A 22671-nucleotide genomic window follows, 5' to 3' on the forward strand; every position below is an offset into this window, starting at 1 on the left:
TCATCACTCGGGGTCGGGAGGCGGCAGCAAATGGCGGATGTGCAGGAACCGCGCAAAACGCGGCACACCGTTGGATGTCAATCCGTTGTATCGATAGGTGACATGGCTCCCCACCGGTGGCGGTTCCGCCCGCTGTGCATCGGTGAAGCCGCTGCCGATGCGGAACCGGAGTCCATCGGGTCGCTCCACGATCAACGCGCCGAGCATGCCCGCATATTTTCCGCGCCCATCCGTATGGCCGACCACTAGTGCTTCGGCATCCTGGTAGGGCTTGTACTTGAGCAGATCATCACTGCGGCCAAACGCATATTTCGCCAGCCGATGATGCAGCATCAGCCCCTCGCCGCCGGCCGCGACTACCGCATCGAACCGCTCGTCGAGTTCCCCGGCATTGGCGACCCGGACCTGGGGCACCGGTTGCAGCCAGTCGATATCGGCCTGGGCAAGCACGGAGCGCATCTGTAGCACTCGCGTTCCGAACGGCTCCGTGGAGGCGGGCAGGTCGAACACCATGAATTTCACCTGCCGCCAAGCCGCCTCATCCGGCTCGGTAGAGCGCGCCACACCGCTGACGTCGGAGAACCGACCGCGGCCCAGCCACAATTCGCCATCCATCGCTACCGTCGGCCAGTCAGCGGTGAACCAGTCCGGCGGGTCAACCCGGTATCCCCCGCGGGTACGCAGCACAGTGCCATCCCAACGGCCGCGCACCCCATCCAGTTTTTCGCTGATCCAATACTCAGACACGTCGACCCCGGCCTCGTAGGTCGTCGCGAGCATCAATGCGGGGGGCGTGGGCTCGGCTGCGCGCAACGACGGGCCGGGCAGCAGCAAAAACAGCAGGCAGGACAACAGGTGCAGGGCACGCAGGGGCATGGTCTCATCCTTGAGTTGGTAGCGGGAGATCGGATACTTGAGGCTGGGTCGAACAGGCCCGGAAAGGTACACACTTATAGCACCTGGCCGGACAGCACCTCGCCGTTGTTGCCCAGTCCGGGATGGCTGGCGCCGTTCTCGATCACCGTCCGCGACCGCTAGGGTAGGCCCAGCGCCTGCCACACCCGGAGCTCAATGTCTTCGGCATTCGCGTCGTAGAGGTGACGTAGGAGTCGGACACTCACGCCGTTTCCAACTGCTTGCGCATCCGCGCGTAATCGCGTCGGTACTGCCCGGCCAGGCGGGTCTTCTGCGCCTCGCTGAGGATCTTCCCGGACATCTGGAAGAACTTCTTCTCCTCCTCGCGCAGATGATGGTGCACCTCGTGCGACAGCTCGCGGGCCTTCTCGATCCAGGCATCGCCATCGGGCGCCAGCGCCTGCACGTCGGCGACCAGCTCGTCGATCTGGTGGTGCTCGTGCAAGGCATGCCGGGCCGAGTCCAGGCCGGCGTCGTCCATCAGCATCGGGGCGTAGAGGTAGCGCTCCTCGGCCGCCTCGTGCGCCTCGAGCTCCACCCGCACGTCCTTGAACAGGCTGATCCGCGCCTGCGTGCCCGGCTTGCTGCGCAACAACTTGCGCAACAACGCGCGCTGGGTTTCGTGGCTTTCGCGCAGGGCGTCATAGAGGGTGTTGGACATGGCGGGAGTTCCGGGAGTGGCGGAGAACCGACCATGCCCGAACCGGCGTCAAGACCGTGCAACAGTCCCGGATCAACCGGTAAATTGATCCGGCCCGAATTCGAACAGATCACCCGAGTATTCATTGATGTTGCGGTTCTTGCGCAATGCCGTTTCGGAAGCTAGCAGGCCTCAGCGCGGGAGCATTGAGATGAGCTTGAGGCCCAGCCAAACCGCAGTGATACCAAGGACTACGCTGGCACCGGCATACAATGCAGCCACCCAGAACTCACCGCGACGCACAAGAAACACGGCATCCAGGCCGAACGCGGAAAAGGTTGTGAACCCACCGAGCAGGCCGGTGAAGAGAAAGAGTCTTGTGCCAGGGCCAAACAAGTCATACCGCTCGGCGAGACCGGCAAGAACACCTATGACCAAGCAGCCGAGAACATTGACCACAAACGTGCTGTACGGAAAGCGTTCTTGCGCAGCCAGGTGGAGAACCAAGCCGCCCAGCTTGTAGCGAGCGACCGAGCCGATGAACCCTCCGAGACCGACTAGCAGGATGCTTTTCATGGTTGGGGTGTGGGCCTGGCGTCGGCTTGAATGGCCTTGTTAGACGGCACACCAGAGTGCGATGCCGCCAATGGTGAACAGTACCAGCCAAGACAAGTGCTTGCCACGAGTGAAAAGAAGGGGGAGAAAGCCTGAGGCGACAAAAGTGGCTCCGATGATGCGCAACACGCCGGACGTGCTTAGGTCATCGCGGCCCGCATGTACCAGCAATGCAGCAAGTCCGATCCACGCGACCGTGGTGATGTGCCATGCAAAGCGCAGCGTGCGAATGGTGAACTCCGAACTGCCGAATAGCTTGGGCAGATCATCGCGGCGGAACAGCCGAACCAGAATGTACCTCTCGCCAAGCACGGAATGCGCCACGGCGAGAGCTACGGCGAGAAATGCTGCGAGATACAGGAGTGCTGCCATAGCCGCGTAACGCCGGAATCAAAAGGAGCCGCATCGTGCAGGTCGGAAGCCTATGCGACATCGCCAACGATACACTCGAACGAACGTCATCTACCAGCTGAATGCAGCGCTGTTCTGCCACTCATGCAGGCAGGCAAAAACCGTAAGTACGTTTGCCGCCAGCTGGGCCTGGCCATGCAGGTTTGCCTTGAACGAATTGTTAGGCTGCGGGCGGTCATCTTAGAGCTTGACTCGGCCACGCAAAACGTCAAACCACATGTACCAGTCGCCCGCAAAACTGTAGAGCGGATGTGTGAACGTCGCTGGCCTGTTGTGCTCAAAGAAGAAATGCCCAACCCAGGCCCATGCGTAGCCCTGCAGGATGGCGACAATTATCAGCCACCAGTTACCGGTATATACAGCGTAGGCAGCAATGAGCAGTGCGAGGGTTGTCCCTGCAAAGTGAAGCCGTCTGCAGGTTCTATTGGTGTGTTGGCCAAGATAGAACGGATAGAACTCGTTCATGCTGCGAAATTTGGTAGGTGATGTGGTCATGACGATTCTCCCGCAGTCTAACGCCCGAGTTAAGCCGACTTGCGAAGCGGGTTCGCCTTGAACGAACTGTTAGGCCTCACCTGCGAGCTTCCTTTGCATGTGGTCGATCACTTGGCCATGTTCATGCTGCGGGCTGAAAAGCACCACCTCAGCATCTTTCTCGACTCGCACCGTATGTCCAGGAGGCCAGAAGAACATATCACCAGAACCCACAGACTCATGGCTCCCATCTTTGTACGTAACGATGATCTCACCTTCTATTAGATAACCCCAATGCGGGGCTTGGCAAAGATCGTCTTCGAGTCCTTGAAGCAATGGAGCGATGTCCGTGCCTTGTCCAAGCGAGAAATACTCTGCTCCAATAGCTCCATAACCACTGGCATCACCGAAATCTGGAATCTGTCGGGCCGTGGCGCCCGGAATAGTGATACGTGCTGGAATATCAGTCTTTGCGATGCGCATGTTACACCTCAACTGGCGGAATTGGATGCCCCCAGTCCTTGCAACGGCTAGATCCAAGCTGTGCGGACATGTGTGTGTTAGGCCGCACTCGCACGTACCTGGAAGATATTGCCCTCAGGATCACAGGCATTGCGAACGACGAACCCGGGGCCTTGCCATTGCTCTGGAAGGATCTGCCCGCCCAAAGCTTGCGCTGATTCTTCAGCGCCCGAAAGGCTAGGGACAGTGCAGAAGAATTTGATAGCAGCACTGTCGCGCAGCTGCGGCGGGCTGGTGATTGCGACCTGCGACGCAACTTCTGGAGGCATGGCGTGAACGATGAGCTGCAAATCCGGCGAGCGAAGCACAACCACCTGATCAGTGCGATGAGCGGCCGTCATGCCCAGAACAGACTGGTAAAAGCCAGAAAGGCAATCAGGGTCTTTGGCGTAGATGAAGATGCCGGCGCGAGCTGGTGCGGACACGATGACTCCAAACGGTGAGGTTGATCTGCGACGAGGGCCCTTGTGCGGCTTAACTCCGGCGTTAAGCCTCAACCCCGATCCGCTGGATGGTTGACTCCATCATTGGTTGGAATATTTGGAATTGCAAATGGGTTGACGCCCTCCAGACAGCCAACGTTGTAGCCGTATTGGTCTGGGCTGGAGCGACGCTGATGATGCGTGTAGATGCCGCAATTGGCGCAGAAATAGTGCTTTGCGGTGTGAGTCTTGAATTGGTAGAGCTTCAGATGCTCTGCGCCTTTAACGATGCGGACGCCGTTCAAGAGCACCGAAGCGACAACCGCGCCCTTGCGCCGACAGATGGAACAGTCACAGCGGCGCGGATTGACGATGCCGTCCGGCAGATCGAGCTCTAGCTCCACTGAGCCACAGTGACAAGTTGCCCGGTGCTTGAGCTGAATCTTGACGCCACCCACTTCCTTGAGCACTGAGAGTATCCCCTGTGAGACCTAACGCCCGAGTTAAGCCGACCCGCACCGTGCAGACCGGGAGCCGATGCAACACCGCCAACGACGCACTTGAACGAGGCGATGAAGCGGGTTCAGCTTGAATGAATTGTTAGACCTTGGCTGCGAACGAGTCATGATACGAGACCGTCCCAAGGGGCAGCGAACCATTGAACGAAATGGCTTGGAAGTACTCTGCCGGAACGCCGGGCAGTACCAGCGAAGGCTCCGCATTGAAGCCAAAGCGCGAGTAGTAGCCAGGCTCTCCAAGCACAACGCACCCGGCAGCGCCTAGCGTGCGTAACTCTGCAAGCGCGTGCTCCATGAGCTGAGCGCCAACCCCCTGTCCTTGGTGCTCTGGCGTTACGGAGATTGGCCCAAGCCCGTACCACCGTTCTGCACCACTCGAAATAGCTACAGGCGATACTGCGACATGCCCGATAATCGAGTCATTGTCCTCTGCGACGAGAGAGACAGTGAGCTGGCCGGAGTTGCGCAGCGCCCTGACAATAAATTGTTCGGCATGGTTGGTGTGAGCGGCGTTCTGGAATGCCGCGATAGTCGAGGCCTCAACAGCCGCTGTATCCGAAGGGCCTTCCTTTCGGATTTTCATGATGCTTGCTCCAGGGGCTAGCGCCGGAATTAAGCCGATCCGCGAAGCGGGTTCGGCTTGAACGAATTGTTAGGCCCCGACCAGAACGATGGAAGCGTGGCCAATAGGAGCAGAATGCTGATGACAAGAGAAACGCAGATGAAAGCGCGCCAAGTGTGAGAACCGCCTGGAGCGAGCCAGCCGAACACCAAGGCTGTGGCCGTAACAGTACCAGTGGCGAGGAGTGCGAGCGTCACTATTCGAAGAATCTGGCGACGTCTGAGAGTAGACGTACGGAACAACATTCGCAGCAGCCCCCCTGCTAATCCCAAGTAGCCTCCGATGCCAATAGCTGCGGCGTCCGGGCTACCAACGTAGAGCAGGACAAGAAGGAAGATGCAAAGAACGGCAGCGAACAGGAGTCCGAGGAATCCCAAGCCCACCCTGACTATCGGGCGATCAACTGTTCTGGCGATGGTCTCGAGCATAGGGGTCTATCGCCTAAGTTCGCGTTGAACGAATTGTTAGGCGCCAATCAGTGCAGTGAGATGGAATGCGACATTTGCAAAGCTGTGCGCCAAGACTGGGAAAAGCAAGCTGCCACTATTGAACCGCAACCAACCGCCGGCAATACTACCGATGAACGGGAACAAGGCAGACATTGGGTCAAACGAGAACGCAGCGTCCGAGTAGCTCAGCCCGTGCCAGATGCCAAAGGCAACAGCGGTGATGAACACTACGGCCCAGGGTATGCCTTGCGAAGGCTCTTTGCCACGGATGAGGCCGAGCAAGATGGCTGGAGCGATGCCGCGATACACCAGTTCTTCCACAATTCCGGGCATCGACGCCTGGAACGCAAACGTCTCTACAGACGGGACTGAGGGTTTGAAGAGCAGCCCGAGTGAGAGACCCCAGAGGATGAAAAGGAACAGAGCGATTAGAGATGCTCTGAGGTTTCTTTGCGACAGGGTAAGGCCAAGTGCCTCGGGCTTGATGCCCAGCCCGAGCACCACCACGACGGACAACAGTAGGCTGTAGATCTTTCCAGACCAATTCCATTCTCCGCCGATAAAACTAAATGCAGACGAGCCGGATGGCAAGCCAGTGACCAGATCATCGAGTCCTAGGTAGGCTGCGAACAACAACCCAAAGGTAAAGGTCAAGCGCTTGTCGCAGTGCTTGAACGCAAGAAAGATCAGAAAGGCAATTGCAGCAAAGCTCAGCGCGAAAATGACTGCTTCCATTTGCGACGGACCTCCGGTTGGCGCCTAACGTCTGAGTTAAGCCGACCTGCGTAGCGTAGCCGGCAACATGGCAAGCTTTCTCTGCCATGTTGTTGGTGTAGCGAAGCAAGTTCGGCTTGAACGAATTGTTAGGCGGCAACTCACGCTGCAGCGAGTAACTGCCATGCAATTGCCACCTGTGCAAAGAACCCGGCAACGAAGGCTAGGGTGCGAAGCCATGGCAGTGCAAACGCATAGGCGATTGCGTGTACTACCCGGGCCCAGAAGTACACAACGCATGCGCCGACAGTAATGGAGTTACTGACGCCGGCAGCATCCGCGATGAGCACTAGGGCGGCGAAGACCACCAGGTTCTCCACGGCATTGGCATGTGCTTTAAGTAGGCGAACTGCCCAGGAAGACTGGGGCTTCGGGTTGGACGGGTATCCGACGGTGTTGGAGAGACCCCAGACAGCAAAACGGTTCAGGATGTATGGAACCCACAGCACTGCGGTGAACGCAGCGACCAACGTCAAATACAGAAGCTCTGTGCTCATGACTCTGCCCCCTTTTTAAGAATGAAGATACGAGTACTGCCCCTTGCCGCCTAACGCCTGAATTAAGCCGAGCCGCGAAGCGGCTTCGGCTTGAATGAATTGTTAGCCCTCAGTCTTGCGCACTGAGAACAGATGCTCTGTACAAATCTCACCCTTGTACTCAGCCTGTCGCGTGTCCATGTGGCGCATGCCTGAGTGCGCCAAGACCGCGAGGCACGCCAAATTGCGGACATCCGTGCTTGCTACAACTTCAGCGACGGCTGTGGCCGAGAACAAGAGTTCTATCAACCCGCGTACGCACTCAGCGCCATACCCGTTCCCCTGAACCACGGGGGTGATGCTAAGGCCAAACTCTGCTTGTAAACAGTCAGGAGAAAGCCATACACCAATATCACCGATCAATAAATCGCTCTTCAGGGCGGCAATTGCCAATTGCCGCCATGTGTCAGGCGCATGGCTGGTTTGGCTGGCTTGAGACCGCAGGAAGTCCGAAGCCTCCCATAGCGTCATTGGTTCCCAGCCTTGGTACCTAGCGACAACTGGATCACTGCGATACGCGTGAAAGGCATCAAGATCGTCTGGCCGCAGGGTGCGGAGGCGCAAGCGTTCCAGGCTGTGTGGCAATCTCTCAAACATTGGGGAACCGGGTATGAGGGCTAACGCCTGAGTTAAGCCGCGCCGCGAAGCGGGTTCGGCTTGAATGAATTGTTAGGGGCGCTCATAGAAGGGCTTGGCAACCTGTTCTACAGAGCGCAGCGATTCATCGCCGATGAACATGATATCCAAATAGACACCTTGCTCCGCGATCAACCCGAAGGCATCACCAACCTTCTCCGCTGTTCTCATGGGCTCGGCGGAACTCGGTGTTAGGCAAAGGCACAGACCTTCCTTTCCGTCCGGGTACTCGAAGTTGACCAGGAAGGCTCTCTCCACATCCGTCGCCGAGCGTAGTGCAGGAGAGACGGTTCTCTTAACTATTTCAGCAAACTCTCCCGAAGCTTCGGACAGGTAGAGCACGCTTGGGTTGACGAAGTATTCCGGTGGCTTTTGCGGCCCGAGATGAGTCGTGGTGCAGCCGAATAGTGCCAAAGTAGCTAACGCCAAGATTGCGAGACGCATGAAGTGCCCCCTAACGCCTGAGTGAAGCTGACCCGCACGGTACAGACCGGATGCCGATGCAACGCCGCCAAAGACACATTTGAACGAAGCGATGAAGCGGGTTCGGCTTGAATGAATTGCTAGGCGGCTACTCTTGTACCGGGCAATTTGCCGAAGTAGGTAAGCAGAGCGGACACTAGGATTGCTAGTAGAAGGAATGGGGCAGCGAGGGTCTCTCCGACTCGTTCACCGGCGGCGCTAGCATTCTCTGGGTCGAGGGCGCCTGCGAACATGCCTGCGAAGAACAACGACACAAGCCAAAAAACGCACACCCACACAAATCCCCACGCAATTAGCTTGCCGACGCTGCGCCCTGATGTGAGTTGCGTTGGACCGATCTGCAATGCTCCGCATAGCGGACATGCCGGCGCCGTCTCGTGGATCTCTTTGCCGCAACCCCTACAAAAAACCATCCCCATGGTTGTTCCCCTTTAGTTGATGAACGACAGAGCTAGTCTAGCCGCCTAACGCGTGAGTTAAGCCGACCTGCGTAGCGGAGCCGGCAACATGGCAAGCTTTACCTGCCATGTTGTTGGTGTAGCGAAGCAGGTTCGGCTTGAACGAATTGTTAGGCGGCATCTGCTTTAGGCCACCGCCATGCGATCCAGATTATGGTGGCGGTGAGTGCCGCCTCCACTACTGCGAAAAACTTGTAAAAATACCACTGAACTACGAACGCTAGAAGAACCATAATCAAGGTGTATATGACACCAAAGACGAGGCTCAAGAGCCTACTCGCCGTCGGTCGCAGCACGACCGATAGAAATACCATCGTACTTGGGACTATGAGTAGCACCCCCGCGCCAAGAAGCGTCCACTGCGAGACGGGACCGAACGGCCCATGCCCCTCGAGGATGCTCTGCACCTTACCCGGCACATAGAGGTCGAAGTAGTCACAATAGATGTAGCACAGGACGGTAGCGGCCCAAGCAGCACTGAGTTTGAGCGGGGTCGGCACGTCAAAAGCTTTGAGTCGCATCATGGAAAAGCCCTTAAGTTTCAGAGTGCCTGACGGATGCTACTTTCCCTTGCAAATAGAGCAAAGTGACACAAGCCGCTGTGACCAATGGCATGCCGCCTAACGCCTGATTTAAGCCGACTTGCGTAGCGGAGCCAACAACGTGGCAAGCTTTTTCTGCCACGTTGTTGGTGGAGCGAAGCAAGTTCGGCTTGAACGAATTGTTAGATCTTTGCCTGCTTTGCACGAGATGCAAGCCGTCCTTTACGGAGTAGACGCTCTGACCGCATGACGTGCAGGATAAAAACCTTGTGTCCGTCATAGCGATAGAAGATGCGGCAGGGCGGTTCAACAACTTGGCGATACCGTGACCGCTTGAGTTCCGGTGGGCGGCCGCCACTCTCCGGATGATCCGCAAGATGCTCAACGTGGGCGACTACGCGCTTGACTAGCACTGCAGCTGCAGCCGTATTCTCCAGGGCGATGTAGTCGGCAATAGCGTCCAAGTCGCTCAACGCCGGCTCCGACCAGATTATTTCAACCATCGGGCCAAGCGCTTCTTGGCTTGGGCGTGGGTGGCCACGCGTCCTTCAGCGACTGCCTGCTCCCCGCGGGCGATGCCCTCCAGCACGGTCATGCGCTGTTGCATGAGTTGGTAGGTCTCAACGTCCACGAGATAGGCGCTGGGCAGTCCATGCTGGGTGATGAGGATGGGCTCTTTGTCTCGCTCGATGTCCGAGAGGAGGTCAGTAGCTTGGCGCTTAAGGGTGGTGACGAGTTCTGTACGCATGAAGTGACACTACAGTGCTACTTTGAGGCGCGCAAGTGCTTGGTGCAAAGGTCTAACGCCTGAGTTAAGCCGACCTGCGCAGTGGAGGCAACGGCGTGGCAAGCTTTTTTTGCCACGACGGTGCTGTAACGAAGCAGGTTCGGCTTGAACGAATTGTTAGGCGGCTCTGCCAGTTAGCTAGGCGGGAACTGCACCAGAAACATATGCGCGAGCTTTCCTATTGCTGATGTCGAGGAGCCATACCCTTGAAAATGATGACTTGTCCGTTGCCAATTGGATCGCCCTATTTAGCTCCGACTGATCCCATATCCAAAGGTCGTCAATGGGCGTGGCCCCCTCGTGGACAACGAGTTCGATTCGCTGCATAGAGTACCTCTTGTGCTCTTTGCGCGTGATGCACTCGACGGCATCTGCGATATCTACTCGATAGTTTGAGGGATGAAATTGCCCCGTGCCAAATTTTCTTTCAATGACTGGATCGGTTACAGCTGTCAGCTCGAAGCCGCGGTCGGCGCCTGAGACCCAGCAGATGATGTCTGGGTTGGGAGGGCTCAGCTGGCGAATAGATGAAACGTCGGCGTCAAGTCGAGCGATTTCGACAAGCTGAAGAAAAGCATGAAGCTCGTTCTTTTGCTTTGCGAACTCAGCCATTGTAGTGCCCCTTCAAAGCCGCCTAACGCCTGAGTTAAGCCGACCTGCGTAGCGGAGCCAACAACATGGCAAGCTCCTTTTGCCATGTTGTTGGTGTAGCGAAGTAGGTTCGGCTTGAACGAATTGTTAGGCGGCATACCGGCGATACACGATCACCGTTGCCGCCGCGATTACAAGCACTGCGAAAAGTCCCCAAGCCGGGTCCACTGGCGTGGTAGGCCACAGACCTACGGCTGCTGCGGCCGCAAGCCCGATGATGAGGAGTATCCAGCCAAAGGCACGATGAGCACGATACCAAACGACCGGGTCCGCGAGAGTGCGAGGTGTCCGAAGACCAAACCAACGATTGGGCGGAATAGCTTTGAGGAGCAGCAGGGCTCCGAGTGCACAGAAGAATAGGGCTGCAATGATTTGGGCTGTCATGTCGCCGCGACCTCTCTATGCCGCCTAACGCCTGAGTTAAGCCGACCTGCGTAGTGGAGGCAACGGCGTGGCAAGTTTTTTCTGCCACGCCGTTGGTGTAACGAAGCAGGTTCGGCTTGAACGAATTGTTAGGTTGCTGCCGGACGACGATAGAGCCTAACAGCAAGCGCCTGGCCGAGAAATGCACCCACAGCGGTTGCCGCACCAGAGAGCAGGAAGGCCACCCAGTTGTGCTGGAGGATGGACGCGAATGGAGCTTGGCCAAATGGCTCTGCGATTTGGTAGAGGACGTATGCGATAGCAGCCCAAATGATGAGCCACATACCTAACGCGGGTACCACGAACCCTTTGCGCGCGACTATGCCGCCTGCGAACGCCGCTGTGAACGCGATCAACACTGACCGCGACGTGATGTAGCTGAGATCGTCGGCTCCGATTGCGTCGGCAAGATTACTCATGACGATCTGGACGGCGACCAACGTTGCGAGGCCCAGCCATAGCTTTCTACGGAACATGCGCGCATCCTCCCTGAGCGACCTAACGCTGGAATTAAGCCGACCCGCACCGTGCAGACCGGGAGCCGATGCAACACCGCCAACGACACACTCGAGCGAGGCGATGAAGCGGGTTCGGCTTGAATGACTTGTTAGGCCGCACTTTAGCCGATGACGGTGGAGTGCGACGAACCCCCTGCACGATGTTGCGGCTGGAACCGTACCTGCGCGCCGAGAACCTGCACCGCCACGAACTGTCAGCCGCCGTGAGCCAGCCTGGCGAGAACCCGGCCGCGCAGGCCGGAACGAACCTTCGCGACAACCGGCCGAAAGGCGAGGCCGCTACGGTTGCGATGCCCAAAAGAACCGGTGGCGCGACAGGCGGCAAGTTGCTGCAGCCCAAGCCCAGCACGTGATGCTCGGTGCGGGCTAACGCCTGAGTTAAGCCGACCTGCGCAGTGGAGGCAACGGCGTGGCAAGCTTTTTTTGCCACGACGGTGCTGTAACGAAGCAGGTTCGGCTTGAACGAATTGTTAGGCGGCTCTGCCAGTTAGCTAGGCGGGAACTGCACCAGAAACATATGCGCGAGCTTTCCTATTGCTGATGTCGAGGAGCCATACCCTTGAAAATGATGACTTGTCCGTTGCCAATTGGATCGCCCTATTTAGCTCCGACTGATCCCATATCCAAAGGTCGTCAATGGGCGTGGCCCCCTCGTGGACAACGAGTTCGATTCGCTGCATAGAGTACCTCTTGTGCTCTTTGCGCGTGATGCACTCGACGGCATCTGCGATATCTACTCGATAGTTTGAGGGATGAAATTGCCCCGTGCCAAATTTTCTTTCAATGACTGGATCGGTTACAGCTGTCAGCTCGAAGCCGCGGTCGGCGCCTGAGACCCAGCAGATGATGTCTGGGTTGGGAGGGCTCAGCTGGCGAATAGATGAAACGTCGGCGTCAAGTCGAGCGATTTCGACAAGCTGAAGAAAAGCATGAAGCTCGTTCTTTTGCTTTGCGAACTCAGCCATTGTAGTGCCCCTTCAAAGCCGCCTAACGCCTGAGTTAAGCCGACTTGCGTAGTGGAGCCAAACACATGGCAAGCTCTTTCTGCCATGTGTTTGGTGTAACGAAGCAAGTTCGGCTTGAACGAATTGTTAGGCCGCGCACCGGTTACGCCAAAAGCCCGCGTTGCCAGACAACAGCCTCATCATTTGGATCAACGTACACAAATGGGCCACCTTGACCATAGTTGTGACCCGACACCTGATGGTCTCGGATGTCGAAGGGGTTGGCAAGCGGACGACAGCCTTGGCCGTAGAGGATGTAGGGCCACTTTTTGCCCCAGATCTCCCGTGATGTGTCACCTGTTCGGTCAGCCCGGATCTTTACGAACTCCATGACGTACCGAATAGGTGGAAGACCATCGGTGGTCTTTGCAACGGCCAAGGAAATAAGGATCAGGTCGCCAGGTGAAATGGTTGGCGACCGTGCGAGTGCGTGCATGGAGCGCTCCACAACCTTTGGAACGTGCTCCGGATGTGTGCGCAGGATGATCACGACGCTCTCCCCTTAGCGGCCTAACGCCTGAATTAAGCCGACCCGCAGCGCGAAAAACAGGAGAGCGGCGCGCTTGCCGATGCGACGGTGTTGCCGAAGCCGCGAAGCGGGTTCGGCTTGAATGAATTGTTAGACATCATTGCAGTTCGTCTAGCTCAACTCTCGAAACCACAACGCCTTTCTTGAAAATCATCACAACGTAACTTTCGTATTGGGTGTGATGGCCCATATGCACAGTGCTCAGGAGCTTACCTTGAGGTACGACCAAGACTCCTGTGAACCAGTCGGCGAAGATCGGATTCGTCCTCCCAGCCATAAGTTCCGCTATATTTACTTCTTTTGGGTGGTCAGCACAGGGGTTAATTAGTATTCTTTTTAAGTACAACTTCTGCTCTCTAAGCTCCCATGTCGCGCGGTACCCACGCCAAGATGCAGTGCACTCTCCAAAGGGTCTGTCGAGCCGGATGCCGCCTTCCTGCGGCTCAAGTGTTAAAACTTTAGCGAGAGGCTGAGAGTGGGTCATGAATGTCTGGCCATTCATGATTATTTCGTCTGGAATTTGGGCCGTTGCGTGAGAGACACGCGGGTGAAGGAATAGCGCAGTGAGAACTATAAGAGCAGGCAGAAGTTTCATATGATGTCTAACGCCTGAGTTAAGCCGACCTGCGTAGCGGAGCCGACAACATGGCAAGCTCTTTCTGCCATGTTGTTGGTGTAGCGAAGCAGGTTCGGCTTGAACGAATTGTTAGGCGTCAGCCGGGCTGTACCTGGTCAAGACGCCAGCGAGCAGCCTCTAGGATGGGCTGTGGGAACAATGAATGGAACTCGGATTCGAGCATGATGGACTCAATGGCAAGATCAGGGCGGCCGAGACCAGACAGACGCTTGAGCCCGGACTGAATGTCACCGGAAGTTACGAGCCTTTGTGCCAGATGGACAGCGCTAGAAGAATCTAGCATTTGCTGAAAATCGTTCGGGCTGTATCCGAGGCTACGGCACTCAGCAACTGCTGATCGCACTTTGGCCTCAAAGGACTCCTCAAGCTTTGTCATGGCTCTTTCCCGTTGCGATAGAAGTGATCTGACGCCTAACGCTTGAGTTAACCCGACCTGCGTAGTAGAGCCAACAACATGGCAAGCTCTATCTGCCATGTTGTTGGTGGAACGAAGCGGGTTCGGGTTGAACGAATTGTTAGATGCCAGCCCCGCCATGGCCCAGCAGCTCTTGCAACGAGGGAACTGGCAGGAATGGCATGTAGTCGTGCCAGCCAAGCAGCAGAGAAAAGGCCACATGAATGGCTGGCGCTGATAGGAATGCTAGCACCAGATAGCGCCAAAGCTCCTGCCCCGAGAGGCGGAAGACGGCTGGCGGAAGAACAAGGGTAACGAGCGCTGGAACGGTGTAGTAGATCCACCAAGGCCAGCCAGCGTTTTGAGCAAATTTGGCGAAGAGCATGCCGCCAACAACAACTACTGCGGAAACCGACAGCACCGAAGCAGGAGTTGGCTTGATGGAGCGTCGCCGAGTAACGAATCGCAGGATCACCGCGAAGACGACCAACGACACGATGATAAGGATGGGAAAGCGCCAAGCTTCAGGTATCACCGATGTCTCCCCTGGCATCTAACGCCTGAATTAAGCCGACCCGCGAAGCGGGTTCGGCTTGAATGAATTGTTAGGCCGCGCCACCGCGCGAAATCACTTTGTGCACGGCCTTTGGCGGGAACGTTAAGGTTGTACCTACAAGCTCAAGCGGCTCCCCAGCAGTTAGCTGTCCTTGACCAAAACTGTCGAATAGTGCTTCAACTTTAGCGTCAATTTGGTCTGCGGATGCGCGAGACACGATGGCTTTGACAACGTAGGTGAATCCATCGCTGTGCTTCAAGTGAACGATGTCACCAACAGAGATTGCCGGAAGTTGTGCGAAGTCTGGATTAATTTCCCACGTCACGAGAAGCTCTCCTAGCGGCCTAACGCCTGAATTAAGCCGACCCGCGAAGCGGGTTCGGCTTGAATGAATTGTTAGCTTGTTACTACGACTGAATTGACTCGCTTTCGTATCTCTTCGCAAGTAGTGTCGATTGCACCGGATATCTTCTCCCGGTTGGCTCTCGCTTCCTTCCAGTACTCGCTGTGCGGCCGCTCATGATACTCAGCGTCTATTGCTTCATCGTGGCACAGGCCAACTACTTCAGAAAGGCGCTGGTACACCTGCTCTGAGTAGAAAGGCTTATTCTTTTCGACAGTGTCGCGAAGGGCTGTAAAGGTCGGCCCAAACTCTTTGAGCCGCTTTGTTAGTCTCTCTTGCTGTGTCTCGCCGGGATCAATGTAGTCAAGCATGGGTCTCAGTCGCAGAGTCTTCATGCGGAGATCGACTAGCAAGGACCATATCTCCTTGTAGTTGGCGAACTCCGAGTCGAACTGAGTCTTGCTGATGTGCAGGCGGTGGTCGAGATCAGCTTGAAGCATTCGATTGGTCTGATCGAGTTGGCGTTGAAGTTGGAATTTCTCCCGTTCAACGACGCGCAGAACCCAGATGCGACCGAGAAATCCCGAGAGAGCTCCCACAACAATTGTGTAGCCGCCCAGGGCGGCTACTAGGTCAGTGAATGTCAGTAGCGAAGAGGTTGCCATAACAAGCTAACGCCTGAATTAAGCCGGCCCGCGAAGCGGGTTCGGCTTGAATGAATTGTTAGAGCCGCTCATCGCATTGCCGAGTGCAGCACCGGCTGCGCCGTACAGTGACCACACCGTAGCAAGCGCAAGTGAACTGACAAATAGTTGCGTCAGATAGCCATCCGGTACGTGAGCCACTAGCTCAGCACTATTTATACAGCTCGCGATAGCCGCAGCAACTGCTCCACACAGAACTGGGCGCCGGACTGCTATGAGTCCTGTAAGCATCCACGGAACTATGTGCAGCAAGGCGCCGAGAAAATTGGGCTGAACTACCTTTAAGAAGTGGATCACTTGGAGCGGGAGAACCCTCACGGTATCCGACTGGCGAAAGACCAGCCAGTCCAGCAGCAGCCACGCTGCTATGCCAATAGCAATGCTGACAATTGCACGCATCGAATCTCCCCCGCGGCGCTAACGCCTGAGTTAAGCCGACTTGCGTAGCGGAGCCGACAACGTGGCAAGCTTTACCTGCCATGTTGTTGGTGGAGCGAAGCAAGTTCGGCTTGAACGAATTGTTAGGTGGCAGCTGCACGATCGATGAGCCCCAGCTGCGTTTGCCACCAATTGATTGCAAGTCCCAGAACATCCCGGCAGTCTTCGCCTGCAAAGCGACCGTCACTCAAAGGACAGAACAAGTTGTCTGCAAGGGTAGCCGAAGAGCCGCCTGGCAATATTAGAACATCTACTGGCCCAGACATGAAGCCAAACTCATACTCTTTTAGAACTGAGTTGCGCTCTTCCTCGATGAACTCGAAGAAAATCTGATGCGCTTCCGGCTCGGCTTTCCACGATGCATACGCTTGCGAAATGGCGGCTTTGAGCTGCGGCGAAGTGTTTGAATCTACCTTCTGCAGCACATGACCGACTGCGCGAGAAAGCGCAACTGAGGCTACCCAAAGCACTCTGAAACGTTCAGTGCTTTCCTCCACCTCAAGCAGCCCGTGGGCCACTTGAAGATCGCGAAGCGTTTTTCTTGCAGTAGCGGTCATGTTGCTCTGCCACCTAACGCCTGAGTTAAGCCGACTTGCGTAGTGGAGCCAACAACATGGCAAGCTTTATCTGCCATGTTGTTGGTGTAGCGAAGCAAGTTCGGCTTGAACGAATTGTTAGGCCGCTGCTCACGAGCCTGCGGCCACCCATACGATGCCACAGATGGCCCACGCGGCAACCGTGAGCAACATGGCTGCACCGGCCAGCCGACGAGCAGAACTCTTTGCGTGGTATGGGAGCTTGCGGCGCAGAGCAACCGAACCAGAAACGACCAGCGCGGAGCAGACAGCGAACGTTGCGGGCAGCCAAAGCGGTGCAAAAACCCGCCTGGCGCCACTGCCCGCAATTTCCTGATGCCAGAGAAGAAGCGCCGAGAACCCAACAGATACGACGAGCAGCAAAATGCCGACGCCCGCGAGAAGGCCAGCCACAGTGGACAGCGAACTAGAAATGCGACTGTCTGTCATAGCGGCCTAACGCCTGAGTTAAGCCGACCTGCGTAGCGGAGCCAACAACATGGCAAGCTTTTTCTGCCATGTTGTTGGTGTAGCGAAGCAGGTTCGGCTTGAACGAATTGTTAGGCGGTGCTGCCCGGGTTCTGGACGAGCTTCCAGTAACCGACCCCACAACACTGCCGCTAGCCGAAACAGTACCAGATGCGATGCTTTGGATGCCGCCGAAGGACGAGAGTGAAGGCGGCCAGGAACTACAGACGAGGCAAGCGACCGAAGCGACGCCAACCGGGCGAACGCACCCGAGGATGTGTCCGAAGACCGAACCACCGGAGCCGGGTTCAATGAAGGCGCGCTGATAGCGCGATCGCCGCTGAAAGCTGCCGGAGTCAGCCGGCACGTTGCGATGTTATTCCCGAAGACCGAAGCGATGCAGAACTATCAACAGCAACCACCTAACGCCTGAATTAAGCCGACCCGCAGCGCGAAGAACAGGAGAGCGGCGCGCTTGCCGATGCGACGGTGTTGCCGAAGCCGCGAAGCGGGTTCGGCTTGAATGAATTGTTAGGCCTCCTTGGCGACGACCTGCAAGAGCTCTGCTTTTGTGTCCGGCCCGACGTTGAGCCACCGAGTGCTTTCAGTAGGGTACAACTCACAGCCTTGCTCGCGTGCAGCTGCAAGAACTTGCTGGAACCAGCGAGCGTAGGGCCAGTCACGCGGTGCCGGAGAGTGCAATGAGCAGCGCGAGGTGTCCCATTGAACCTCCATGGCCTCGCGATAAATGAAAGGGAATTTGCGGGATGATGGAACGACGTGGAGCTGGCCCGCTCCATCGATCTCAATCACGGCAATCGCATCTCTGTCCATGAGGCCTAACGCCTGAGTTAAGCCGACTTGCGTAGCGAAGCCGACAACATGGCAAGCTTTTCCTGCCATGTTGTTGGTGTAGCGAAGCAAGTTCGGCTTGAACGAATTGTTAGGCCTACCGTACCTCAACTTCTAAGTACCAGCTTGCGTACGGTGTATTTTTGACCAAGTGCCGATTGAAGTCCTTGGTTCCGTCGGCCCACCAAACTGGACCGCGCTCGCCCAGGGAGATCTTGGCTGAATTCACTGCGATACGAGCCACAGCGAGCCGCTCTTGATCTCGGGCTCGACCGGCAGCTTTGACTTCTCGGCGTGCATTCATGAGCTCGCCTACGAGCTTAGAACGAACGTCGGGCGCGAGGCTCGGGTTGGCAGCTCGCCACAGACGGCCGCGAACCACGAGGTAGCGACCATCAGGGGTGATGAGTGGTTCCAAGTAGGCCTAACGCCTGAATTAAGCCGAACCGCGAAGCGGTTTCGGCTTGAATGAATTGTTAGGCGCGCAACCGACGCACCACGAGTCCTGCAGCAGAAAGCAGCGAAACCGTTGCAAGCAGCGCGAATACTGCAAGTGATAGATAGAGACCGGTAGTGTCGACGTGCCGACATGCACCGGCAATGCAGAAACTCTTGATCGCGAAGTAGAACACGACCGGAAAGCTAAACAGCCCGGCGAGTTCTGAGCCAAACGCAATGCGCTGAAACCGATCCTGGGTGGGCCGGCCCAAGACTATTGCGACAACGTGGGTCACGACGACGAGTGCAGCCAGCAATGTCCAGATCATTAGAGCCCCCGGGCGGGCGCCTTGCTAGAGCGCGCCTAACGCCTGAGTTAAGCCGACCTGCGTAGCGCAGCCGGCAACATGGCAAGCTTAACCTGCCATGTTGTTGGTGTAGCGAAGTAGGTTCGGCTTGAACGAATTGTTAGGCGTCAATGCCCGGGTGAATGAGCTACCGCCCGTCAATTCTTGCCTGTAGCGATGTTTCCATGAGTGAGAACTCATGGTTGATCCAATGAATCTGCAAATCGGTCACCGGCTTCGGAAGGGAGTCCGCAATCATTACCTCTTTGGCATGGCGGAGAGCCGCCATTAGCTCCGACGCCGGAGCACCCCAGCTGCGATAGAGGATTTGCAAAAGTGCTTGATGCGCTAACAGCCGGATGCCAGCGACCTGGTCGTTGATCTCATTAGCTTGGTTCATTGGATCTCCAACTGCTACGTTGATTGGGTTGACGCCTAACGCCTGAATTAAGCCGACCCGCGAAGCGGGTTCGGCTTGAATGAATTGTTAGGGCCCACCCGGAGGGCTATGCCCACGATCATGCACGCCAGACCACTGAGAGCTCCCAGTGCCGCCAATTTTTCCGCACTGAAGGGGGTAAGAGTAGCGAACAGGAGCCAGCTGACTGCTAGTGCGACAGTTGAGGCAGCTAGTAGCTGAGCCCAAACAGCTTCCCGGTGCCGGTGTGGCAGCAAGCCGACAACGACAGGAACAAGCAAGCCAGTGAGGGCGGCCGGCAGAGTGCCGAAGAAATAGGCCCAAGCCACAAAGAGACCGAAAAGATCCAGGTTGGCTGAGGCTTCTCCGCTCAGCGCGACGCTCAAAAGCAGAGGCATGGCGCCGAACAAAGGCCCCAGGACGGCGAAGAGCAGCACCAATCGCCAATTGAGCCAGCGGGAAAATCTCATGTGGGACCTAACGCCTGAATTAAGCCGACTCACGAAGTGAGTTCGGCTTGAATGAATTGTTAGAGCTCACTTCAAGCTTTCTCCGTTAATTTTCACTACTTTAATATTTGGCTGGCTAGCAACGGAGTGAAAGGCCTGAATGTTTTTTGAAATTGCATCTAGGTGTCTATCAGGACGGCGGCGTTCAGGGTAATAGTCGTCTTGAGTCGGCTCTCTCAGTCTACGCACTATTTCACTTGTTTCCGCTCTGAGCTTTTCAATCTCAGCATGCTGTCTGTCCATCTCAAGCGCGCCCTGTTGAACGTCAAGTTGTTTAACTTGTATGTCCAGCCACTTGTCATAAGTAAGCATTGAGCCCATTACGAGCGCGCCGACGGCAACGGCCGACGCTGACCAGCGAGGAAGTACGAAATTTAGATCCGATCCGTCCCAGCGAATTCTGCTCGGCTGACGACGACCAGCAAAACGGAAAGTAATTGAGTTCCCGGTATTTGAGCTCTCAAGGCTTAAAGCGCTTTCATTGTCGGTTGGGTATCCAAGCTGAGCGATCTGTTCGGCTCGATAAGGAAGTCTTATGGCGCTTTTGTCACGACCCGATGCGACAAGTTGATACAAGTTCTCCAGGCTCAATAGCAGTACAGCCGCTTGATTCGCAGGAAGAACTGTGTAATCCACGTAAACTTCAAGCGGTGATTCTTCGATAGATCGCATAAAAACTCCTTGTGAGCTCTAACGCCTGAATTAAGCCGAGCCGCGAAGCGGCTTCGGCTTGAATGAATTGTTAGGCACCACTCCCGTAACTGTGGCCGCCGTGCACGTGAAGCTACCACCCAAGCCAATACAAGGCTCGAGGGTGACGAGCAGTGGACTTCCCTCAGCGATCGCCAAGCGGTCCAGTACGTTGTCCGATGCCAAGTCATTGAGCTCGATATCTCGGACGCCAGCGAATAACAGGCTGACCACAGCGCCCTTACCGGCAGACACGTCGATGTAGAAGAGCTCGAGCGTGACACTGCTATCAGCCGAGTAGCTGAAGGAGATCAAGCGGGCGTCTGCGAACTCCGGCCAGTAGCCGAAGATTGACGTGACTGCATCAGATTTCGAGATCATGCCTGTGGTGCCTAACGCCTGAATTAAGCCGACCCGCGAAGCGGGTTCGGCTTGAATGAATTGTTAGGCCCCACTAGGCAGGCCATTTTTCACTCCAGTCATAGAACGCTGCAGCAATCTGCTTCGCTGCAGCCAACTCCGAGCCCAGCTCTTCAATGGTATAGCGAGTCTCTTTGCGCGGCTTGCCGCTTGGCAGGCCAGGCGCAACGTTAATGACTTGCTGACGGAAGTGATGCATAGCCCAAGCACCATGTACAAAAGAGTTGCGCTTTGAGCGATACCTGTCAATTGCAGTGTGCCATTGCCGGAACTCCTGCATGCAGGGCGGGCTTAACGCGGACTTGTGTTCTATGACCTCGCGAAGCGCATCAACCTTGCTCTTGAAGGAGAGACGGACAATAAGGGGATTTACAGCCTCCACGTCGTTGCCACCAACAGCGTTGCGTAGATAGAGGCCAACATTGGTCTCAAGGCTCGAAAACACAAAAATGATCTGACCAACTACCGCGGCAGCGGCAGTTTCAAGTTGATCGCTATCATGAGCTTTGGGTGAGTGCATAAGGTATGTGTGGGGCCTAACGCCTGAGTTAAGCCGACCTGCGTAGCGGAGCCGGCAACATGGCAAGCTTTACCTGCCATGTTGTTGGTGTAGCGAAGTAGGTTCGGCTTGAACGAATTGTTAGGCCGCGCCCGACAGCTGGTGCGACCGCAGGCCGAGCATACCCCAGGCTTTTGCCGAGGCATGGATTGCGAGCGCGTGCAGCTGGCGACGTGGCTCTTGCAGCAGAGTAAAAAAATGCCCCGCTTGAGGCGGGGCACTCTACACATCTGGGTTTGCTATCAGCAGCAGCCGAGCGGGCAACCTGCCGCTGCCCAAGCACTGAACGCAGTGGCGAGCAACGCCACTCCAACGATTAGCTTGATCTTCATCGCTTTTCCTCCGGTTGAGCCGACCCGAATAGCCGCTCCTCAACATGCACCCGGCTAACGGCCAAGTCAAGGAAGGTGCGGACGAAGGTGTGAACAACGGGGCCGCCGCACGATCAGTGTTGTTCAAGTGAAGTATACAACCGGTTTCCGAGCGGCCTAACGCCTGAATTAAGCCGACCCGCGAAGCGGGTTTGGCTTGAATGAATTGTTAGACCTGCTACCCGTGACCATGACTGAACCCGCCTTGGACAGGTGAAGTGGGGTCACCGAGCTCGTTGTGAAGGGACTCAAGGATGGCCGCGATGGAATCAGGGGCAGATTGACCATATTGCTCTTGAAGCGCATTGGCGATGTGACGAATTGTGTCCGCAAGAAAGATGCCCCAAGCGGGAGCCTCGTCGCGGCCGTTGTCCTGCCACAAGCCAACCTTGATAGTGCAGTGCTGCCCTTGCTCAGCAATCCAAGCGCTGAGCATCTGGATGGCCTTCTCATCTCGCTGTGCTGCTGGTGGGATTACGAGTGGTTTCATAGCAGGTCTAACGCCTGAGTTAAGCCGATTTGCGTAGCGGAGGCAACAACATGGCAAGCTTTTCCTGCCATGTTGTTGGTGGAGCGAAGCAAGTTCGGCTTGAACGAATTGTTAGGCCCCAGCGGGATCTACCCATCAATTGCCATCCGAGTGATCTCCGACTCTCCTGACGGATGAACAATGACTGCCCAAAGAAGATTGCGTGGTTCATCCCTTGCCTCAACGAGGTACGTACCACCGCTTTGCTCAGTGACTTGGAGCGCCTTGACAAGCGTCTCTCCTTGTAGCGACGGGCGATCCGAGAGTGCGGACAAGCGCTCATAAGCAATGGAACGCGCGTCAGCTGGAGTGGTTTGACCACAAGCCGCTAGCAATCCAAGAGCAAGCAAGAGGAGGACGAACTTTCTCATGGGGCCTAACGCTTATTAGGCCGCAGTGCCATGGCCGCGCCCCTCTAGAAACTGCCGAGCATCAGCTGGCGACGCCTCACGATACTCCAAGAGATCAAACACGCGCCTAGCGAACGGTGGCAG

At 56.3% G+C, this 22671-nt stretch carries 37 protein-coding genes; 1 reads left to right on the forward strand and 36 read right to left on the reverse strand.

All coding sequences use genetic code 11. The features are described from left to right. Positions 1 to 3 precede the first annotated feature (3 nt). From ACW5DN_RS01020 to ACW5DN_RS01110, 19 genes are all read right to left on the reverse strand, one after another. Entirely contained in the window at positions 4 to 876 is an 873-nt protein-coding gene (locus tag ACW5DN_RS01020) for a DNA ligase (RefSeq protein WP_456960908.1), read from the reverse strand. A gap of 241 nt (positions 877 to 1117) precedes the next feature. After that, positions 1118 to 1576: a hemerythrin domain-containing protein gene (locus ACW5DN_RS01025; RefSeq protein WP_456960909.1), complete on the reverse strand. Its 459-nt coding sequence runs from the start codon at positions 1574 to 1576 to the stop codon at positions 1118 to 1120. 171 nt (positions 1577 to 1747) lie between these two features. Continuing rightward, positions 1748 to 2131, reverse strand: a complete 384-nt coding sequence (gene crcB / locus ACW5DN_RS01030; RefSeq protein ID WP_456960910.1) for a fluoride efflux transporter CrcB — start codon at positions 2129 to 2131, stop codon at positions 1748 to 1750. A gap of 39 nt (positions 2132 to 2170) precedes the next feature. Beyond that, positions 2171 to 2542, reverse strand: coding sequence for a hypothetical protein (locus ACW5DN_RS01035; RefSeq protein WP_456960911.1), 372 nt, complete (start codon positions 2540 to 2542; stop codon positions 2171 to 2173). Positions 2543 to 2761: 219 nt separating this feature from the next. Next, positions 2762 to 3076 (reverse strand): Mpo1-like protein, encoded by a 315-nt coding sequence (locus ACW5DN_RS01040; RefSeq protein ID WP_456960912.1) that lies wholly within the window; start codon positions 3074 to 3076, stop codon positions 2762 to 2764. Positions 3077 to 3145: 69 nt separating this feature from the next. Continuing rightward, positions 3146 to 3538: a hypothetical protein gene (locus ACW5DN_RS01045; protein WP_456960913.1), complete on the reverse strand. Its 393-nt coding sequence runs from the start codon at positions 3536 to 3538 to the stop codon at positions 3146 to 3148. Positions 3539 to 3615: 77 nt separating this feature from the next. Beyond that, the gene (locus ACW5DN_RS01050) at positions 3616 to 4002 is read right to left on the reverse strand and encodes a VOC family protein (RefSeq protein ID WP_456960914.1); all 387 of its coding nucleotides are present in this window, start codon (positions 4000 to 4002) and stop codon (positions 3616 to 3618) included. A 68-nt stretch (positions 4003 to 4070) separates the two neighbouring features. Continuing rightward, on the reverse strand, positions 4071 to 4469 hold the full coding sequence (locus ACW5DN_RS01055; RefSeq protein ID WP_456960915.1) for a GFA family protein: 399 nt from the start codon (positions 4467 to 4469) through the stop codon (positions 4071 to 4073). A gap of 130 nt (positions 4470 to 4599) precedes the next feature. After that, a complete protein-coding gene (locus ACW5DN_RS01060) occupies positions 4600 to 5100 on the reverse strand; it encodes a GNAT family N-acetyltransferase (protein ID WP_456960916.1) in 501 nt (166 codons plus the stop codon). A gap of 503 nt (positions 5101 to 5603) precedes the next feature. Continuing rightward, entirely contained in the window at positions 5604 to 6323 is a 720-nt protein-coding gene (locus ACW5DN_RS01065; protein ID WP_456960917.1) for a CPBP family glutamic-type intramembrane protease, read from the reverse strand. 140 nt (positions 6324 to 6463) lie between these two features. Beyond that, the gene (locus tag ACW5DN_RS01070; RefSeq protein ID WP_456960918.1) at positions 6464 to 6859 is read right to left on the reverse strand and encodes an MAPEG family protein; all 396 of its coding nucleotides are present in this window, start codon (positions 6857 to 6859) and stop codon (positions 6464 to 6466) included. Positions 6860 to 6961: 102 nt separating this feature from the next. Beyond that, on the reverse strand, positions 6962 to 7495 hold the full coding sequence (locus ACW5DN_RS01075) for a GNAT family N-acetyltransferase (protein WP_456960919.1): 534 nt from the start codon (positions 7493 to 7495) through the stop codon (positions 6962 to 6964). Between the two features lie 72 nt (positions 7496 to 7567). Then, entirely contained in the window at positions 7568 to 7978 is a 411-nt protein-coding gene (locus tag ACW5DN_RS01080) for a hypothetical protein (protein WP_456960920.1), read from the reverse strand. Positions 7979 to 8585: 607 nt separating this feature from the next. Beyond that, complete coding sequence (locus ACW5DN_RS01085) at positions 8586 to 8999, reverse strand: DUF6326 family protein (RefSeq protein WP_456960921.1); 414 nt, start codon at positions 8997 to 8999, stop codon at positions 8586 to 8588. A 200-nt stretch (positions 9000 to 9199) separates the two neighbouring features. Further along, positions 9200 to 9520 (reverse strand): type II toxin-antitoxin system RelE/ParE family toxin, encoded by a 321-nt coding sequence (locus tag ACW5DN_RS01090; RefSeq protein WP_456960922.1) that lies wholly within the window; start codon positions 9518 to 9520, stop codon positions 9200 to 9202. Continuing rightward, complete coding sequence (locus ACW5DN_RS01095) at positions 9508 to 9765, reverse strand: type II toxin-antitoxin system prevent-host-death family antitoxin (RefSeq protein WP_456960923.1); 258 nt, start codon at positions 9763 to 9765, stop codon at positions 9508 to 9510. The genes ACW5DN_RS01090 and ACW5DN_RS01095 overlap by 13 nt, the downstream gene beginning before the upstream one ends. Before the next feature lie 177 nt (positions 9766 to 9942). Further along, positions 9943 to 10416: a hypothetical protein gene (locus ACW5DN_RS01100; protein WP_456960924.1), complete on the reverse strand. Its 474-nt coding sequence runs from the start codon at positions 10414 to 10416 to the stop codon at positions 9943 to 9945. Between the two features lie 126 nt (positions 10417 to 10542). Then, positions 10543 to 10839 carry an SdpI family protein gene (locus tag ACW5DN_RS01105; RefSeq protein ID WP_456960925.1) on the reverse strand — a complete coding sequence of 99 codons (297 nt, stop codon included), beginning with the start codon at positions 10837 to 10839 and terminating at the stop codon, positions 10543 to 10545. Between the two features lie 128 nt (positions 10840 to 10967). Beyond that, positions 10968 to 11354, reverse strand: a complete 387-nt coding sequence (locus ACW5DN_RS01110) for a hypothetical protein (protein WP_456960926.1) — start codon at positions 11352 to 11354, stop codon at positions 10968 to 10970. Positions 11355 to 11536: 182 nt separating this feature from the next. On the opposite strand from ACW5DN_RS01110, the gene ACW5DN_RS01115 reads away from it, so the two are divergent. Beyond that, entirely contained in the window at positions 11537 to 11749 is a 213-nt protein-coding gene (locus tag ACW5DN_RS01115; RefSeq protein ID WP_456960927.1) for a hypothetical protein, read from the forward strand. A gap of 138 nt (positions 11750 to 11887) precedes the next feature. On the opposite strand, the gene ACW5DN_RS01120 is transcribed toward ACW5DN_RS01115, so the two are convergent. The 17 genes from ACW5DN_RS01120 to ACW5DN_RS01200 form a co-directional block, all read right to left on the reverse strand. Further along, positions 11888 to 12361, reverse strand: a complete 474-nt coding sequence (locus ACW5DN_RS01120; RefSeq protein WP_456960924.1) for a hypothetical protein — start codon at positions 12359 to 12361, stop codon at positions 11888 to 11890. A gap of 142 nt (positions 12362 to 12503) precedes the next feature. After that, positions 12504 to 12890 carry a hypothetical protein gene (locus ACW5DN_RS01125; protein ID WP_456960928.1) on the reverse strand — a complete coding sequence of 129 codons (387 nt, stop codon included), beginning with the start codon at positions 12888 to 12890 and terminating at the stop codon, positions 12504 to 12506. Between the two features lie 136 nt (positions 12891 to 13026). Next, positions 13027 to 13524: a hypothetical protein gene (locus ACW5DN_RS01130; RefSeq protein WP_456960929.1), complete on the reverse strand. Its 498-nt coding sequence runs from the start codon at positions 13522 to 13524 to the stop codon at positions 13027 to 13029. Between the two features lie 557 nt (positions 13525 to 14081). Continuing rightward, positions 14082 to 14495 (reverse strand): hypothetical protein, encoded by a 414-nt coding sequence (locus ACW5DN_RS01135; protein WP_456960930.1) that lies wholly within the window; start codon positions 14493 to 14495, stop codon positions 14082 to 14084. A 70-nt stretch (positions 14496 to 14565) separates the two neighbouring features. Beyond that, entirely contained in the window at positions 14566 to 14841 is a 276-nt protein-coding gene (locus tag ACW5DN_RS01140) for a hypothetical protein (RefSeq protein ID WP_456960931.1), read from the reverse strand. Between the two features lie 71 nt (positions 14842 to 14912). Beyond that, positions 14913 to 15524 (reverse strand): hypothetical protein, encoded by a 612-nt coding sequence (locus ACW5DN_RS01145; RefSeq protein WP_456960932.1) that lies wholly within the window; start codon positions 15522 to 15524, stop codon positions 14913 to 14915. Between the two features lie 18 nt (positions 15525 to 15542). Next, positions 15543 to 15962 (reverse strand): hypothetical protein, encoded by a 420-nt coding sequence (locus tag ACW5DN_RS01150; protein WP_456960933.1) that lies wholly within the window; start codon positions 15960 to 15962, stop codon positions 15543 to 15545. A 122-nt stretch (positions 15963 to 16084) separates the two neighbouring features. Beyond that, positions 16085 to 16558, reverse strand: coding sequence for a hypothetical protein (locus tag ACW5DN_RS01155; protein WP_456960934.1), 474 nt, complete (start codon positions 16556 to 16558; stop codon positions 16085 to 16087). A gap of 129 nt (positions 16559 to 16687) precedes the next feature. Further along, entirely contained in the window at positions 16688 to 17026 is a 339-nt protein-coding gene (locus ACW5DN_RS01160; RefSeq protein ID WP_456960935.1) for a hypothetical protein, read from the reverse strand. 549 nt (positions 17027 to 17575) lie between these two features. Continuing rightward, entirely contained in the window at positions 17576 to 17968 is a 393-nt protein-coding gene (locus ACW5DN_RS01165; RefSeq protein ID WP_456960936.1) for a hypothetical protein, read from the reverse strand. Positions 17969 to 17993: 25 nt separating this feature from the next. Then, positions 17994 to 18314 (reverse strand): hypothetical protein, encoded by a 321-nt coding sequence (locus ACW5DN_RS01170; RefSeq protein WP_456960937.1) that lies wholly within the window; start codon positions 18312 to 18314, stop codon positions 17994 to 17996. A 58-nt stretch (positions 18315 to 18372) separates the two neighbouring features. Then, positions 18373 to 18663: a hypothetical protein gene (locus tag ACW5DN_RS01175; RefSeq protein WP_456960938.1), complete on the reverse strand. Its 291-nt coding sequence runs from the start codon at positions 18661 to 18663 to the stop codon at positions 18373 to 18375. A gap of 166 nt (positions 18664 to 18829) precedes the next feature. Next, positions 18830 to 19081, reverse strand: a complete 252-nt coding sequence (locus ACW5DN_RS01180; RefSeq protein ID WP_456960939.1) for a hypothetical protein — start codon at positions 19079 to 19081, stop codon at positions 18830 to 18832. Between the two features lie 554 nt (positions 19082 to 19635). After that, entirely contained in the window at positions 19636 to 20280 is a 645-nt protein-coding gene (locus ACW5DN_RS01185) for a hypothetical protein (protein WP_456960940.1), read from the reverse strand. 30 nt (positions 20281 to 20310) lie between these two features. Then, a complete protein-coding gene (locus tag ACW5DN_RS01190; protein WP_456960941.1) occupies positions 20311 to 20679 on the reverse strand; it encodes an Imm50 family immunity protein in 369 nt (122 codons plus the stop codon). A 73-nt stretch (positions 20680 to 20752) separates the two neighbouring features. Then, on the reverse strand, positions 20753 to 21238 hold the full coding sequence (locus tag ACW5DN_RS01195; RefSeq protein ID WP_456960942.1) for a hypothetical protein: 486 nt from the start codon (positions 21236 to 21238) through the stop codon (positions 20753 to 20755). A 588-nt stretch (positions 21239 to 21826) separates the two neighbouring features. After that, on the reverse strand, positions 21827 to 22138 hold the full coding sequence (locus ACW5DN_RS01200) for a DUF5076 domain-containing protein (protein ID WP_456960943.1): 312 nt from the start codon (positions 22136 to 22138) through the stop codon (positions 21827 to 21829). Positions 22139 to 22671: the final 533 nt, after the last annotated feature.

The sequence above is a fragment of the Lysobacter sp. A289 genome (assembly GCF_054072675.1).